Source organism: Pseudomonas sp. XWY-1 (assembly GCF_002953115.1).
Classification (GTDB): domain Bacteria; phylum Pseudomonadota; class Gammaproteobacteria; order Pseudomonadales; family Pseudomonadaceae; genus Aquipseudomonas; species Aquipseudomonas alloputida.
Genome location: NZ_CP026332.1, coordinates 88350 through 101845, shown reverse-complemented (window position 1 = coordinate 101845; position 13496 = coordinate 88350). Strand labels below are relative to the sequence as shown.

The following is a 13496-nucleotide window of genomic DNA, read 5'->3' as shown; positions in this document are numbered from 1 at the left end:
GAAGAGGCTGGCACAGCCACCTCACTTTTCTGTCGTAGCCCCCAATGCCCCAAATCCCCCATATCGTCCAGCGCATCATCGAACTCCTCAAGCGCTACCCCGGCATCATTGCGCTCGGCGGTTTCCTCTCCGGTATCGGCAGCTTCATCCTGGTCGACCGCCAGGCTGGCCTGGCCAGCTGGGTCGCCGTGCTCATGCTGGTCAGCTGGGTCTGGCTGATGCTGGAGAACACCCTCACCGGGCTGTTCGCGCGCACTTTCAACCGCGAGATTCCTCAGCCGCTGCTGCGCTACGCAACGCAGATGATCCACCAGGAAACGCTGTTCTTCGTGCTGCCGTTCTTTTTCATCACCACCACCTGGAACAGCGGTCAGCTGGTCTTCACCGGCTTGCTCGGCGCCGCCGGCCTGGTTTCGATCACCGACCCGCTGTACTACAAGTGGCTGGCACCACGGCGCTGGCTGTTCCTGGCGCTGCATACCCTGACGTTGTTCGCCGCTCTGCTGACCGCGCTACCGATCATCCTGCACCTGACCACCGCACAAAGCTTCAAGCTGGCCCTGATCGCAGCCATGGCCTTGTCGTTCCCCAGCCTGGCCAGCAGCTTCCCGATCAACAACTGGCGCCGCGCCGTGGCACTGGTGCTGGTTACCCTGTCGGTCGGTGCCGGCGGCTGGCTGCTGCGCTCCTGGGTACCGCCGGCAACCCTGTGGATGACCGAGGTGGCGGTGAGTACCGAAGTAATGAACCGCCAACCGGGCGACTCGCTGGACGAAATTGCCGCCAGCCGCATCCGCAGCAGTGGCCTGTATGCCTACACCGCCATCAACGCGCCACGCGGCCTGAACGAGCGGATCTACCACGTGTGGCAGAAGGACGGCCAAGAGGTCGACCGCATTGCCCTGGACATCCACGGCGGGCGCAAGGAAGGCTATCGTGCCTGGACCCACAAGCAGAACTTCCCGCCCAACCCGGTAGGCAAGTGGCAGGTGAGGGTGCTGACCGAGGATGGGCAAGTGATCGGCGTGCTGCGCTTCAAGGTGGTCAATGATGCACCCGCGGGTAGTTGACCCCCTGCCTTGCGCAGCACAAGGCGGCTCCAGGTCACTGTTGCCAAGCGTACACACAGCACATAATCACCAAACAGCCCATGCCCCCTGCGCTATGATCAGCCCCTAAGCCTTAGCGCCGAGTCAATTGCATGGAGCCTATGACCAACCCCAGCGCCACCCTGGACACCAGCAGCCAACCGGCCTGCCTGCGTATTACCGGTGACTGGACCCTGGCACACTACGCCAACCTCAAGCGCGAGAGCGAGCGCCTGCGCTCGCAGTGCCCTGCCGACACCGTCGCCGACCTCAGCCAGCTGGGGCGCCTGGACACTGCCGGCGCTTCGCTGCTGGCCGAACTGCTAGGCTCCGAGCGCCTGTCGCGCTGCACCCACGCGCTGCCTGAAGCCAGCCAGGCGCTGCTGAAAAACGTCTACTGTTCGGTCCAGGATTACTGCATCCCGGTCAAGGAGCCCGAGCGCAATGTGCTGTTGCTGCTGCTGGAGCGTATCGGCCGCGCCGTCGGCACGCTGTGGCAGGACAGCATGCAACTGCTTGGTTTCGTCGGTGTGATTCTGGAAACCTTGCTGCGCCGCGCCTTCCAGCCACATCGCTGGCGCTTCACTCCTGTGGTGGCACATATTGAGCAGACCGGGCTGGACGCCGCGCCCATCGTTGCGTTGCTGACCTTTCTGGTAGGCGCCGTAGTCGCTTTTCTCGGTGCCACGGTGCTGGCCGACTTCGGCGCGACCATTTTCACCGTCGACCTGGTTGCGTTCTCGTTCCTGCGCGAGTTCGCCGTGCTGCTGACAGCCATTCTCATGGCCGGCCGCACTGCCAGCGCGTTCACCGCGCAGATCGGCTCGATGAAGGCCAACGAAGAAATTGACGCCATCCGCACGCTGGGCCTCAACCCCATGGAGCTGCTGGTGGTGCCGCGGGTACTGGCCCTGCTGATTTCGCTGCCGTTGCTCACCTTTGTCGCCATGATCTGCGGCATCGTTGGCGGGGCGGTGGTATGCGCCCTGACACTGGATATTTCACCGGCCATGTTCCTGTCGCTGCTGCAAAGCGACATTGGCGTGCAGCACTTCCTGGTAGGCCTGGCCAAGGCACCGTTCTTCGCCTTCCTGATCGCTGCCATCGGCTGCCTGGAAGGCTTCAAGGTCAGCGGCAGCGCCGAGTCGGTGGGGGCACACACCACCTCGGCAGTGGTGCAGTCGATTTTTGTGGTCATCGTGCTGGATGCGGTGGCAGCGCTGTTCTTCATGGAGATGGGCTGGTGAGTGGCCAGAATTGCGTAATCGAAGCCCGCGGCATCTGCAACCGCTTCGGCCGCCAGGTGGTGCATGAAAACCTTGACCTTGACCTGTACCGCGGCGAAATCCTCGCCGTGGTAGGCGGTTCAGGCAGCGGCAAATCGGTGCTTCTGCGCAGCATCATTGGGCTGCGCCGGCCCAATGAAGGGCAGATCAAGGTGCTCGGCCAGGACCTGACCGGCCTGCGCGAAGAACAGCGTTCACTGATCGAACGGCGCTTTGGCGTGCTGTTCCAGAAGGGGGCGCTGTTCTCTTCGCTGACGGTGACCGAAAACGTGGCCTTGCCGCTGATCGAGCACGCTGGGCTGTCTCGTAGCGATGCCGAGCACCTGGCCGGGGTGAAACTGGCCCTTGCCGGGTTGCCGATCTCGGCTGCCGACAAGTACCCGGCCTCGTTGTCGGGGGGCATGATCAAGCGCGCAGCGCTGGCCCGCGCCTTGGCCCTGGACCCGGACATCCTGTTCCTCGACGAACCCACGGCAGGCCTGGACCCGATCGGTGCCGCGGCATTTGACCAGTTGATCCTTACCCTGCGCGATGCGCTGGGCCTGTCGGTGTTCCTGATCACCCACGACCTCGACACCCTGTACACCATCACCGACCGCATCGCGGTGCTGTCGCAAAAGAAGGTCCTGGTGGCCGGCCCGCTGGCCGAGGTCGAGAAGACCAACGACACCTGGATCCAAGAATACTTTCACGGCCCACGCGGGCGCGCAGCCGAACAGGCTGCCACCCGTACCGGGCAGGAGCGCTGAGCAATGGAAACCCGAGCCCATCACGTCCTCATCGGCCTGGTCACCGTTCTGGTGGTGACAGGGGCCATGCTGTTCGGCCTGTGGCTGGCCAAGTCCAGTGTCGACGACGCCTTCAAGGATTACGAAGTGGTGTTCAACGAAGCCGTGTCCGGCCTTTCTCCCGGCAGCACGGTCCAGTACAACGGCATCAAGGTGGGCGACGTGTCCACCCTGCGTCTGGACCCGAAAGACCCGCGCCGGGTACTGGCACGCGTGCGCCTGAGCGCCGATACCCCCGTGAAGGAAGACACGCAGGCCAAGCTGACCCTGGCCGGCGTCACCGGCAACTCGTTCATCCAGCTCAGCGGCGGCACCCCGCAAAGCCCCGAGCTTAAAGGCAAGGATGGCAAGCTGCCGGTGATCATCGCTTCGCCATCGCCAATCTCGCGTCTGCTCAACGACAGCAGCGACCTGGTGACCAACATCAACATGCTGCTCCATAACGCCAACCAGATGTTCTCCGAGGACAACATAGGCCACCTCAGCAACACGCTGGCCAACCTCGACAAGACCACCGGCGCCTTTGCCGGCCAGCACGGCAGCATCGCCGAGGCCATCGCACAGCTGGTGCAGGTGGGCAAGCAGGCCAGCGCCACCCTGGCCGAAACCCAGGCATTGATGCGCAATGCCAACGGCCTGCTGGATAGCGAAGGCAAGCAGGCGATCGGCAGCGCCGAACAGGCCATGCAGTCACTGGCCCAAAGCACGGCAACCATCAATAACCTGCTCCAGAACAACAGCGAGGCTATCGGTGACGGCGCCCAGAGCCTGAACCAGCTTGCCCCGGCCATTCGTGAACTGCGCGAAACCCTGAACGCACTCAAAGGCATTTCCCGGCAACTGGAGGCCGACCCAAGCGGCTACCTGCTTGGCCGCGACAACAACAAGGAGTTCCAGCCATGAATCCGTCGCTGCGCCTGCTGACCCTGGCGGCCTCGCTGAGCCTGGCCAGTGCCTGCTCGATCCTGCCGCAGAGCGAACCTGTGGATCTTTATCGCCTGCCGGTGAACCAGCCCAGCCGCACAGCGCCGCCGCTGGACTGGTCATTGCGCCTGAACAAGCCGCTGGCCAGTGAAGTGTTGGCCGGGCCAAGGATTGCCGTGGTTCCCCAGGGCAATGTGGTGAGCAGCTACAAGGGCGCGCGCTGGAGCGATGCGGCCCCGGTGCTGCTGCGTAACCGCTTGCTCGACGGGTTCCAGCGTGAGGGCCAGGTACAGCGCCTGAGCGCTGACGACAGTAACCTGCAGGCAGACTACGAGCTGGCCGGCGAGCTGCAGGCATTTCAGAGTGAATACCGCACGGATGGGGCAGTGGAGGTGGTGATCCGCTATGACGCTCGCTTGGTCCAGGGCCGCAACCAACGCATCCTGGCCAGCAAGCGCTTCGAAATCCGCCAACCGCTGGACGACAAACAGGTATCAGCAGTGGTCGCCGGCTTCGGCCAGGCCAGCGACCAGCTGGTGGGGCAAGTCGTGAACTGGACCATCACCCAGGCCAACCAGGCACAACTGAAGCTTCAGGCAAAGAACCAGTAGCAGACGAAGATCGCCGCGACCACCCCTGAAAACTCGGCCAGCAGTGCGCAACCGACCGCATGGCGCACGCGCTGGATGCCCACGGCACCAAAGTACACGGCCAGTACGTAGAAGGTGGTTTCGGTGCTGCCCTGAATCGTCGCTGCCACCAAGGCAGCGAAACTGTCCACGCCTTGGGTCTGCATGGTCTCGATCAGCATTGCCCGCGCTGCGCTGCCAGAGAACGGCTTGACCAGCGCGGTGGGCAGGCCCTCGACGAAGCGCGTGTCCAGTCCCATCCAGCTAACCGCATGGCGGATACCGTCCAGGGCCAGCTCCAGGGCACCAGAGGCGCGCAGCACACCCACCGCCACCAGCATCGCCACCAGGTAGGGCAGCAGGCTCTTGGCCACATCGAAGCCTTCCGTGGCGCCTTCGACAAAGGCTTCATACACCTTCACCCGCTTCAGGGCGCCCACCACCAGGAACAGCATGATCACGCCAAACAGCGTGAGGTTGCCCAGGAGCGACGACAGGCTGGCCAGCGCGGCGGCCGACAGGGTGCCAAGAAAAGCCATGAAGCCTCCCAGCAGCAAAGCGCCGGGGATGAAGTAGGCAAGCACCACCGGGTCCCACAGACGCAAACGCTGCATCACTGCCACCGACAGCAGACCAACCAGGGTCGAGACGCTGGTCGCTAGCAGGATTGGCAGAAACACCATGGTCGGGTCTGGCGCGCCTTGCTGGGCCCGGTACATGAAGACAGTTACCGGTAGCAGGGTCAGCGACGAGGCGTTGAGCACCAGAAACAGGATCTGCGCGTTGCTCGCGGTGGTGCTGCCGGGGTTCAGCTCCTGCAGCGCGCGCATGGCCTTCAGGCCAATCGGCGTAGCAGCGTTGTCCAGTCCCAGGCCGTTGGCAGCGAAGTTCATGGTGATCAGGCCCAGGGCTGGGTGGCCGGGCGGCACCTCCGGCATCAGGCGGGCGAACAACGGGCCCAGCACCTTGGCCAACCATTCGACGATGCCGGCCTTTTCGGCGATTTTGAGAAAGCCCAGCCACAGGGTCAGTGTGCCGAACAGCAGCACCATCACCTCGACCGACAGCTTGGCCATGGCGAAGATGCTTTCGACCATTGCCGCGAAGATGCCTGCGTTGCCACCCACCAGCCATTGGGCTATGGCGGACAACGCCGCCACCAGGAAAAAGCCGAGCCAAAGGCCGTTGAGCATCCGTATGTTCCCCCTGAAAAGTGCCCGAATAATAGCGTATCGCAGCTGGTGACTGGAGACCGCGGGCCTGACACAGGGACTGTATAACCCTTAAGACTGCGCGCCCCCTCAGCGTTCGAGCAAGACTGTCGCTGCCACTAGAGGCCCAGGTTCTCGCAGATAGCAAAAAGCCCCGACAAGTCGGGGCTCTTGGTCAAACAGCCATCAGGCTCAGCGCTTGGCGGTTTCGCCAACCACTACAGCTCCCTGCTTCTCGGCCATCAGCGAGGCGTAGTACTGCTCGCCCTTGACCGCGTCGTACATGCCTTCCCAGCGAGCAATGACCAATGCAGCCAAGGCGTTGCCCACAACGTTCAGTGCAGTACGGGCCATGTCCATGATGCGGTCCACGCCCGCGATGAAGGCCAGGCCTTCCAGCGGAATGCCCACGCTGCCCAAGGTGGCCAGCAGTACCACGAACGATACGCCCGGCACACCCGCGATACCTTTGGAAGTGACCATCAGGGTCAGCACCAGCAGCAGCTGCTGGCTCCACGACAGGTCGATACCGTACAACTGGGCAATGAAGATCGCCGCGATGCTCTGGTACAGGGTCGAACCGTCGAGGTTGAACGAATAGCCGGTCGGTACCACGAACGAGCAGATCGACTTCGGCGCGCCGTACTTCTCCATCTTCTCGATCACCCGCGGCAGCACGGTTTCCGAACTGGAGGTGGAGTAGGCCAGGATCAGCTCATCTTTCATGATGCGCATGATCTTGATCACCGAGAAGCCGAACAGGCGGGCAACCAGGCCCAGTACCATGAAGGCGAAGAAGGCGATGGCGAAGTACACCAGCACAACCAGCTTGGCCAGCGGCAGCAGCGAGCTGAAACCGAAGTTGGCCACGGTCACCGCAATCAGGGCGAACACGCCGATCGGGGCGTAGTTCATGATCATGTGGGTGACCTTGAACATGGTCTCCGAAACAGCCTGGAAGGTACGCACCAGCGGGTCACGCAGCTCTGCCTGCAGGCTCGACAGACCCAGGCCGAACATCACCGAGAAGAAGATGATCGGCAGCATTTCGCCACGCATCAGAGCTGCGAAGATGTTCGACGGAATCAGGTTGAGCAGGGTTTCGATGAACGCGTGCTCATGTTGCACTTCGGCCGCTGTCGCCTGGTACTTGGAGATATCCACAGTGCCCAGGGTGCTCATGTCGATGCCGGCACCCGGATGGAACAGGTTGGCCAGCACCAGGCCTACGACGATGGCGATCGTGGTCACCACTTCGAAGTAGATGATGGTCTTCAGGCCGATGCTGCCCAGCTTCTTCGCGTCGCCAACACCGGCGATGCCCACGATCAGCGACGAAATCACGATCGGGACGACGATCATCTTGATCAGGCGGATGAAGATGTCACCAGCGGGCTGAAGGACGTTGCTGATCCACCATGCCTTTTCTGCACTGAAATGATTCAGTAGCGCGCCGATTGCAACACCCAGGACCAGACCGATAACGATCTGCCAGGCGAGGCTCAGTTTTGCCTTCTTCATGTCTTTACCCTTTGTTTTAGTGGTCATGGCACCTGGCGGAAACACGCGTAACAGAGCCATAGGCAAGGTCACGAGCAGTAAGGACTTCCGTCAGGCGACGTCATGTAAGGACACCGCAGGCGAGCGACAGGGCGCTCTGGCCAGCGAAAAAGGCGGCAACTATTGCGACGGCAAGGGGCGAAAGCTAATGCCTGAAACGCATAGCCCATGCCGTTTATGCATACTGCTTTCGACCTAGCCGGCAGCTTCGCAAGTGCTTGATTTATAACATTCGGAATCCCGAACAAGACCAAACCGCCATATTTCGGCAGATTTGGCGGGACAGATAGGACACGAAAGATGGCCTGTTCGACAATCCGAATGGCGGAAATGCCACTTGTAGCAGCGCCAGGAAGGTCGAAAAAAAATTGATGTACGGTCGAGACAAAATGTGTCCCAGGGGAAAAAACGCGCAAGAGAGGCGACGTTTCCTACATGGCTCCTCGGAAGTCAGGTCTGGCAAGGTATCCCTGTGACACCGCCGACCTGAGACTTCCGATTCCGCCTTTCCTGACCCGGCCCATTACTGGAGGCACTCCCTGTACCCCTAGGCCACTCCGGTCCTGTAACAATCAGAGCAGCCCGACCCCTTGGTCATGTGCTACCCCTCCTCGGGGCGGCGCATCATAGAAGGCTGAACTATAGAAAGCTTCAGCTTCTATTACGTGACAGTGAGTGACCTTTTATCCGTACCGGCAACAATGCTCAGTACCAGTTCGGGTCACGCTTGAGCTGCTCCTGCAGCATTGCCTTCATGCCGTCGTCAGGTTCGCCCAGCCAGCGGTACTGCGCATGACGGGTGGGCGACTTGTCGCTCGGCAAACCTTCGGGCACCTCGACGAGCATCCCGTAGGCATCATCCTTGTCCCAGCTGAACGCCACGATCAGCCGCTTGTAGGTGCAATTGTCCTGTTTTTCGCACAGCGGCCCGACCAGGTACTTGTCGCCGTCCTCAGTAACGGCAGACATCTGCTGCTGGGCACTGCCGGTCAGATTGACCACCCAATCGGGCAGGCGTTCCTCGCCTTCGAGGGTGTCCTGCCAGGTTTCCCGGTACTCCGGGTCGGAGCCGAGCAGTTGGTCGACCCGAACCTGGCCGTCATTGGCCGCCATGGCCGCCGCGCTGCCGCCCAGCAACAGGGCGGCGACCACGGCTGAACGAAGCTTCCTGCTCATCTTCAACCTCGTCCGCGTCCAAAGAAGAAGGAGGCTACAAACAACACCAGGAAGACAATGAACAGGATCTTGGCGATACCTGTAGCAGCGCCCGCGATACCACCGAAGCCCAGTACAGCGGCGACAATGGCGATGATGAGGAAAGTGATAGCCCAACTCAGCATGGTAGTTCTCCTTTCTTTTTGCGGAATCGATCCGGCCGCCTGGTCAAAAAACCCAGCGTTCCTGGGGAACAACTTTTTCCACAGTGGCCGGTGAGGCAATGGCCTGGCCAGCGGGCTGCCAGTCAGCGGCCTTGACCAAGGTGTTGGCACGAGTTGCCTGAATTTGCGTCAACAGGGCAGTCTGAGCCGCCACCTGCTCAGCCAGACGCGCCGTCTGCAAGCTGTAATAGAAGAGGCCAGCGGCCAAGGTCAGCAGCATCGCCATGCCGAGTGTCAGCATCTGGCGCAAAGGCAGTGCAGCGCTCTGCGAGCGGTTGACGGATTGGCGGTTCATGCTGGCTCCTCCTGCTGTATTTTTTGTTCAAACCTGAACAGGTAATTGCAGCCTGCATGCCAGCCTTTTGATTTAAATAAAACCCTTACAAATCAACTAGTTAGTGATTATTAAAAGACACCGTGAGGACGTATCCTGCACGATGACGCCTGTGTGGTCGTGCGAATTGCACGATCAGCCTTCCACCTTGGTCGCGACTTTCAGCAGGTCAGCATCCACGCCCCGTACGCCGATGATCTGCCGGGCGATCTCCACGGCGATGGTTTTCTGCTCCGCGCTGACCACCTCGCCCGAGAGCCGCACCATGCCTGCTTCGCTGGCCACCTTCAGGTTCAGGCCATCGAGGTTGCGGCTGAAGCGATAGCTGCTCTGGATCTTGTCGACGATCCAGCTGTCGCTTGGTTGCGGCCCGATTGGCGCGCCCGCCGGTGTTTCCCGCGCCTTGGCCATGGCGGCGGTATCGAGGCTGACCAGGTTGTTGACCAGGTACACGCCGTCGGTGGTACGCGCTACCACGCCCGCCAGCTCCTTGGCTTCGGCACTGTCGACCTTGCCACGCAACGTCACCACACCCTCGCTGCTCTGTACTTCTATAGGTGCCTTTTCGGTGGTACGGCTCCACAACAGCCGAGCACGGATCACCGCCGCCAGGGTCACGTCCTCCTGGCGCTGGGCGTAGGCACGCAGTTCCTGCGGGCGCTCCACCAGTTGGGCATTGAGTTGCAGCAGGTTCTCTACCTGTTCGATGCCCCGGGTAGCACGGGCCACGTCCTCGGCCAGCTGCCGCTCGACCTCGTTCTCCACCTCACCGGAAAGCCGCGCCTGCTTGCCGTCCACTTCCACCTTGATGCGAAATGAATCAAGCATGCGGTTCAGTGACAAGGCGGTTTGCAGGGCGCCTTCCAGGCGCGCGTCCTGCACAGGGTCGGCGAATGCCGGGGTAAAGATTGGCAGCAGGGTGGCGGCCAAAACGGCTGTACGCAGGGAAAAGGGCATGACAGCGCCTCCTTCGTGGGCAAAATCTGAAAATCATCGCAACCAATGTGCCAGCGCGTGCCTCTAAGCAAATCATTGAAGAATCACGGCTTGTAGACATCGTTTGGCCACTGGCTAGCATGCAAAGGACAGAATCCTTCAGAATTGACCATGCAACTTGCCCGATTTTTCCCACACTAAATAAAGATCTTTCCCTAAGGAGCACAGGAAATGGAATCAGCCCAGGACAACCAAGGCCGAATTCTGCTGGTGGATGACGAGTCCGCGATCCTGCGCACGTTCCGCTACTGCCTGGAAGACGAGGGCTACAGCGTGGCCACGGCGAACAGCGCCGCCCAGGCAGAAACCCTACTGCAACGCCAGGTGTTCGACCTATGCTTCCTCGATTTGCGCCTGGGTGAAGACAACGGCCTCGACGTGCTGGCACAGATGCGTATCCAGGCCCCGTGGATGCGGGTGGTGATCGTCACCGCACACTCGGCGATCGACACCGCAGTAGACGCAATCCAGGCCGGCGCTGCCGACTACTTGGTCAAGCCATGCAGCCCCGACCAGTTGCGCCTGGCCACTGCCAAGCAACTGGAGGTGCGCCAGCTTTCTGCACGCCTGGAAGCGCTGGAAGGTGAAATACGCAAACCCAAGGACGGCCTCGACTCCCATAGCCCGGCCATGATGGCGGTGCTTGAAACCGCCCGCCAAGTCGCCATCACTGACGCCAACATCCTCATCCTTGGCGAATCGGGTACCGGCAAGGGCGAGCTGGCACGGGCCATCCATGGTTGGAGCAAGCGTGCACGCAAAGCCTGCGTGACCATCAACTGCCCGTCGCTTAACGCCGAGCTGATGGAAAGCGAGCTATTCGGCCATACCCGCGGCGCCTTCACCGGCGCCAGCGAAAGCACCCTCGGGCGGGTCAGCCAGGCTGACGGGGGCACGCTATTCCTCGACGAGATCGGCGATTTCCCGCTGACCTTGCAGCCCAAACTGTTGCGTTTCATCCAGGACAAGGAATACGAACGCGTCGGCGACCCGGTTACCCGGCGTGCCGATGTACGTATCCTGGCTGCCACCAACCTCAACCTTGAAGAGATGGTGCGCGAAAGCCGCTTTCGCGAAGACCTGCTGTATCGCTTGAACGTGATTACCCTGCACCTGCCCCCGCTGCGCGAGCGCAGTGAAGACATCCTCATCCTGGCCGACCGCTTCCTCGCCCGTTTCGTCAAGGAATACTCCCGGCCCGCCCGCGGTTTCAGTGACGAGGCGCGCACTGCCCTGCTCAACTACCGCTGGCCTGGCAACATTCGCGAACTGCGCAACGTAGTGGAACGGGCCAGCATCATCTGCCCGCAGGAACGCGTGGAAATCAGCCACCTGGGCATGGGTGAACAACCCGCCGGCAATGCCCCGCGCGTAGGTGCCGCGCTTAGCCTGGATGAGCTGGAGCGTGCCCATATCGGTGCCGTACTGGCCGCCAGCGATACCCTCGACCAAGCCGCCAAGACCTTGGGCATCGATGCTTCTACCCTGTACCGCAAGCGCAAGCAGTACAACCTATGAAATGGCCGCCCATGAAGCTGCGTACGCGGCTTTTCCTCAGCATCTCGACGCTCGTCACCGTGGCGTTGCTGGGGCTGCTGCTGGGTCTGGTCAGCATGCTGCAGATGGCTACAGTGCAACAGCGACTGGTGCGCGATACCACCCATGCCCTGGAAGTGGGGCTGAAGTTGCGCCAGAACCTGGGCGAACAGCTGATGCTGATTCTCGATGAAGACACCGCCCCAGAAAGCCTGCGGCTGCTGCAGGACAACTTCCAGGACCTGCTCAACCAAGGGCTGGAACAAGGCGGTGAGCGCACCGGTTTCAGCAAGGCGAGCAGCAATTACCAGGCCTTCCTCCAGACCTATCGCGACAGCGCCACACCCGCTCGCAGCATGGGTGTCGATCAGCCGCTTGGGGCCGCGTTCAATCAGGTGCGCACCGACCTCATCGATTCCCACAAGCAGGCATTGGACCTGATTACCCGTAGCGAGGAACGCACCCGTGACCGCGCCTTGCTGGTCAGTGGTGTACTCGGCCTGATGGGGTTGGTGGTGTTGGTACTGGGCTTTATCACCGCGCACAACATCGCCCGGCGTTTCGGCCAGCCGATCGAAGCCTTGGCCAAGGCGGCCGACCAGTTGGGCAAGGGCAATTTCGATGTGACCTTGCCGGTCACCCAGGCCGCCGAGCTCAACCAGCTGACCCGCCGTTTTGGTCTGATGGCCGATGCCTTGCGCAAGCACCAGGCCACCAACGTCGACGAGCTGCTGGCCGGCCAGCAGCGTTTACAGGCGGTACTCGACAGCATCGACGACGGCCTGCTGATCATCGACCGTCAGGGCCGCCTCGAGCACCTCAACCCGGTGGCGCAGCGCCAGCTGGGCTGGAACGACAGCCGCTTGGGCAGCAGCCTGGTCGAAGCCCTGCAGCGCCCCGAGCTTGAGCAACAACTGCGCCAGGTTCTGCGCGGGGGCAGCCTCGACCGGCCACCGGACGACCTGAACATGGAGGTCGATGAAGAATCACGTCTGCTCACCTACAGCCTGACCCCGGTCAGCCACCCGCAGGGACCAATCCTCGGCGCGGTGATGGTGCTGCACGATGTGACCGAGCAAAGGGCCTTCGAGCGGGTGCGCAGCGAATTCGTGCTGCGTGCCTCCCACGAACTGCGTACCCCGGTGACCGGCATGCACATGGCCTTCGGCCTGCTGCGCGAGCGGGTCAAGTACCCGCCCGAAGCCCGCGAGAACGACCTGCTGGAAACTATCGGCGAAGAAATGCAGCGTCTTACCCAACTGATCAACGACCTGCTCAACTTCTCCCGTTATCAGAGCGGTTTGCAAAAGCTCGAGCTGGCCCCCTGTGCCATCGACGACCTGCTGGACCACGCGCAATCGCGCTTTGCCGAACAGGCCGCGCACAAGCAGATCGAGTTGATCAAGGAACTGGACCCGCCGCTACCGCGCATCCAGGCCGACGTCGCCCAGTTGGACCGAGTGCTGGACAACCTGCTGCACAACGCCATCCGCCATACCGCCAACGGCGGGCGCATCCGCCTGCATGCCCGACGACATGCAGAACGGGTGATCATCAGCGTCGAGGACAACGGAGAGGGCATTTCCTATGGGCAACAAGCGCGCATCTTCGAGCCTTTCGTGCAGGTAGGTCGCAAGAAAGGCGGCGCTGGGCTGGGGCTCGCACTGTGCAAGGAAATTGTGCAGCTGCACGGCGGGCGCATGGGCGTGTTTTCGCGGCCGGGGCAGGGGACCCAGTTCTACATGGCGTTGCCGGTCTGATCGCT

13 protein-coding genes are annotated in these 13496 nt (G+C 61.8%); 7 read left to right on the top strand and 6 right to left on the bottom strand.

What is annotated here, in order from left to right; translation table 11 throughout:
- Positions 1-44: 44 nt before the first annotated feature.
- The 5 genes from PRJ_RS00510 to PRJ_RS00490 all read left to right on the top strand — a co-directional run bounded on the left by PRJ_RS00510 (position 45) and on the right by PRJ_RS00490 (position 4697).
- A complete protein-coding gene (locus PRJ_RS00510) occupies positions 45-1070 on the top strand; it encodes a DUF5924 family protein (protein WP_104960556.1) in 1026 nt (341 codons plus the stop codon).
- 131 nt (positions 1071-1201) lie between these two features.
- Positions 1202-2335: an ABC transporter permease gene (locus tag PRJ_RS00505; protein ID WP_104960555.1), complete on the top strand. Its 1134-nt coding sequence runs from the start codon at positions 1202-1204 to the stop codon at positions 2333-2335.
- Positions 2332-3123: an ABC transporter ATP-binding protein gene (locus PRJ_RS00500; protein ID WP_104960554.1), complete on the top strand. Its 792-nt coding sequence runs from the start codon at positions 2332-2334 to the stop codon at positions 3121-3123. The genes PRJ_RS00505 and PRJ_RS00500 overlap by 4 nt, the downstream gene beginning before the upstream one ends.
- Positions 3124-3126: 3 nt before the next feature.
- Entirely contained in the window at positions 3127-4065 is a 939-nt protein-coding gene (locus PRJ_RS00495) for an MlaD family protein (protein WP_010951534.1), read from the top strand.
- The gene (locus tag PRJ_RS00490) at positions 4062-4697 is read left to right on the top strand and encodes an ABC-type transport auxiliary lipoprotein family protein (RefSeq protein WP_014589268.1); all 636 of its coding nucleotides are present in this window, start codon (positions 4062-4064) and stop codon (positions 4695-4697) included. Before PRJ_RS00495 ends, PRJ_RS00490 begins: the two co-directional genes overlap by 4 nt.
- On the opposite strand, the gene PRJ_RS00485 is transcribed toward PRJ_RS00490, so the two are convergent.
- The 6 genes from PRJ_RS00485 to PRJ_RS00460 all read right to left on the bottom strand — a co-directional run bounded on the left by PRJ_RS00485 (position 4679) and on the right by PRJ_RS00460 (position 10156).
- The gene (locus PRJ_RS00485; protein WP_104960553.1) at positions 4679-5908 is read right to left on the bottom strand and encodes a nucleoside recognition domain-containing protein; all 1230 of its coding nucleotides are present in this window, start codon (positions 5906-5908) and stop codon (positions 4679-4681) included. The two genes, PRJ_RS00490 and PRJ_RS00485, sit on opposite strands and share 19 nt — an antisense overlap.
- A 210-nt stretch (positions 5909-6118) precedes the next feature.
- Complete coding sequence (gene gltP / locus PRJ_RS00480) at positions 6119-7447, bottom strand: glutamate/aspartate:proton symporter GltP (RefSeq protein ID WP_010951531.1); 1329 nt, start codon at positions 7445-7447, stop codon at positions 6119-6121.
- 744 nt (positions 7448-8191) lie between these two features.
- A complete protein-coding gene (locus PRJ_RS00475) occupies positions 8192-8662 on the bottom strand; it encodes an inhibitor of vertebrate lysozyme family protein (protein WP_014861521.1) in 471 nt (156 codons plus the stop codon).
- 2 nt (positions 8663-8664) lie between these two features.
- Positions 8665-8826, bottom strand: a complete 162-nt coding sequence (locus PRJ_RS00470; protein WP_003252966.1) for a DUF1328 domain-containing protein — start codon at positions 8824-8826, stop codon at positions 8665-8667.
- A 43-nt stretch (positions 8827-8869) separates the two neighbouring features.
- Positions 8870-9160: a hypothetical protein gene (locus PRJ_RS00465; protein WP_003252968.1), complete on the bottom strand. Its 291-nt coding sequence runs from the start codon at positions 9158-9160 to the stop codon at positions 8870-8872.
- A 174-nt stretch (positions 9161-9334) separates the two neighbouring features.
- Entirely contained in the window at positions 9335-10156 is an 822-nt protein-coding gene (locus PRJ_RS00460; protein ID WP_104960552.1) for a BON domain-containing protein, read from the bottom strand.
- Between the two features lie 210 nt (positions 10157-10366).
- Between PRJ_RS00460 and algB the strand changes: the two genes are divergently transcribed.
- Both algB and PRJ_RS00450 read left to right on the top strand, forming a co-directional pair.
- The gene (algB, locus tag PRJ_RS00455) at positions 10367-11713 is read left to right on the top strand and encodes a sigma-54-dependent response regulator transcription factor AlgB (RefSeq protein WP_014589262.1); all 1347 of its coding nucleotides are present in this window, start codon (positions 10367-10369) and stop codon (positions 11711-11713) included.
- A complete protein-coding gene (locus PRJ_RS00450) occupies positions 11710-13491 on the top strand; it encodes a KinB sensor domain-containing domain (protein WP_104960551.1) in 1782 nt (593 codons plus the stop codon). The genes algB and PRJ_RS00450 overlap by 4 nt, the downstream gene beginning before the upstream one ends.
- Positions 13492-13496: the final 5 nt, after the last annotated feature.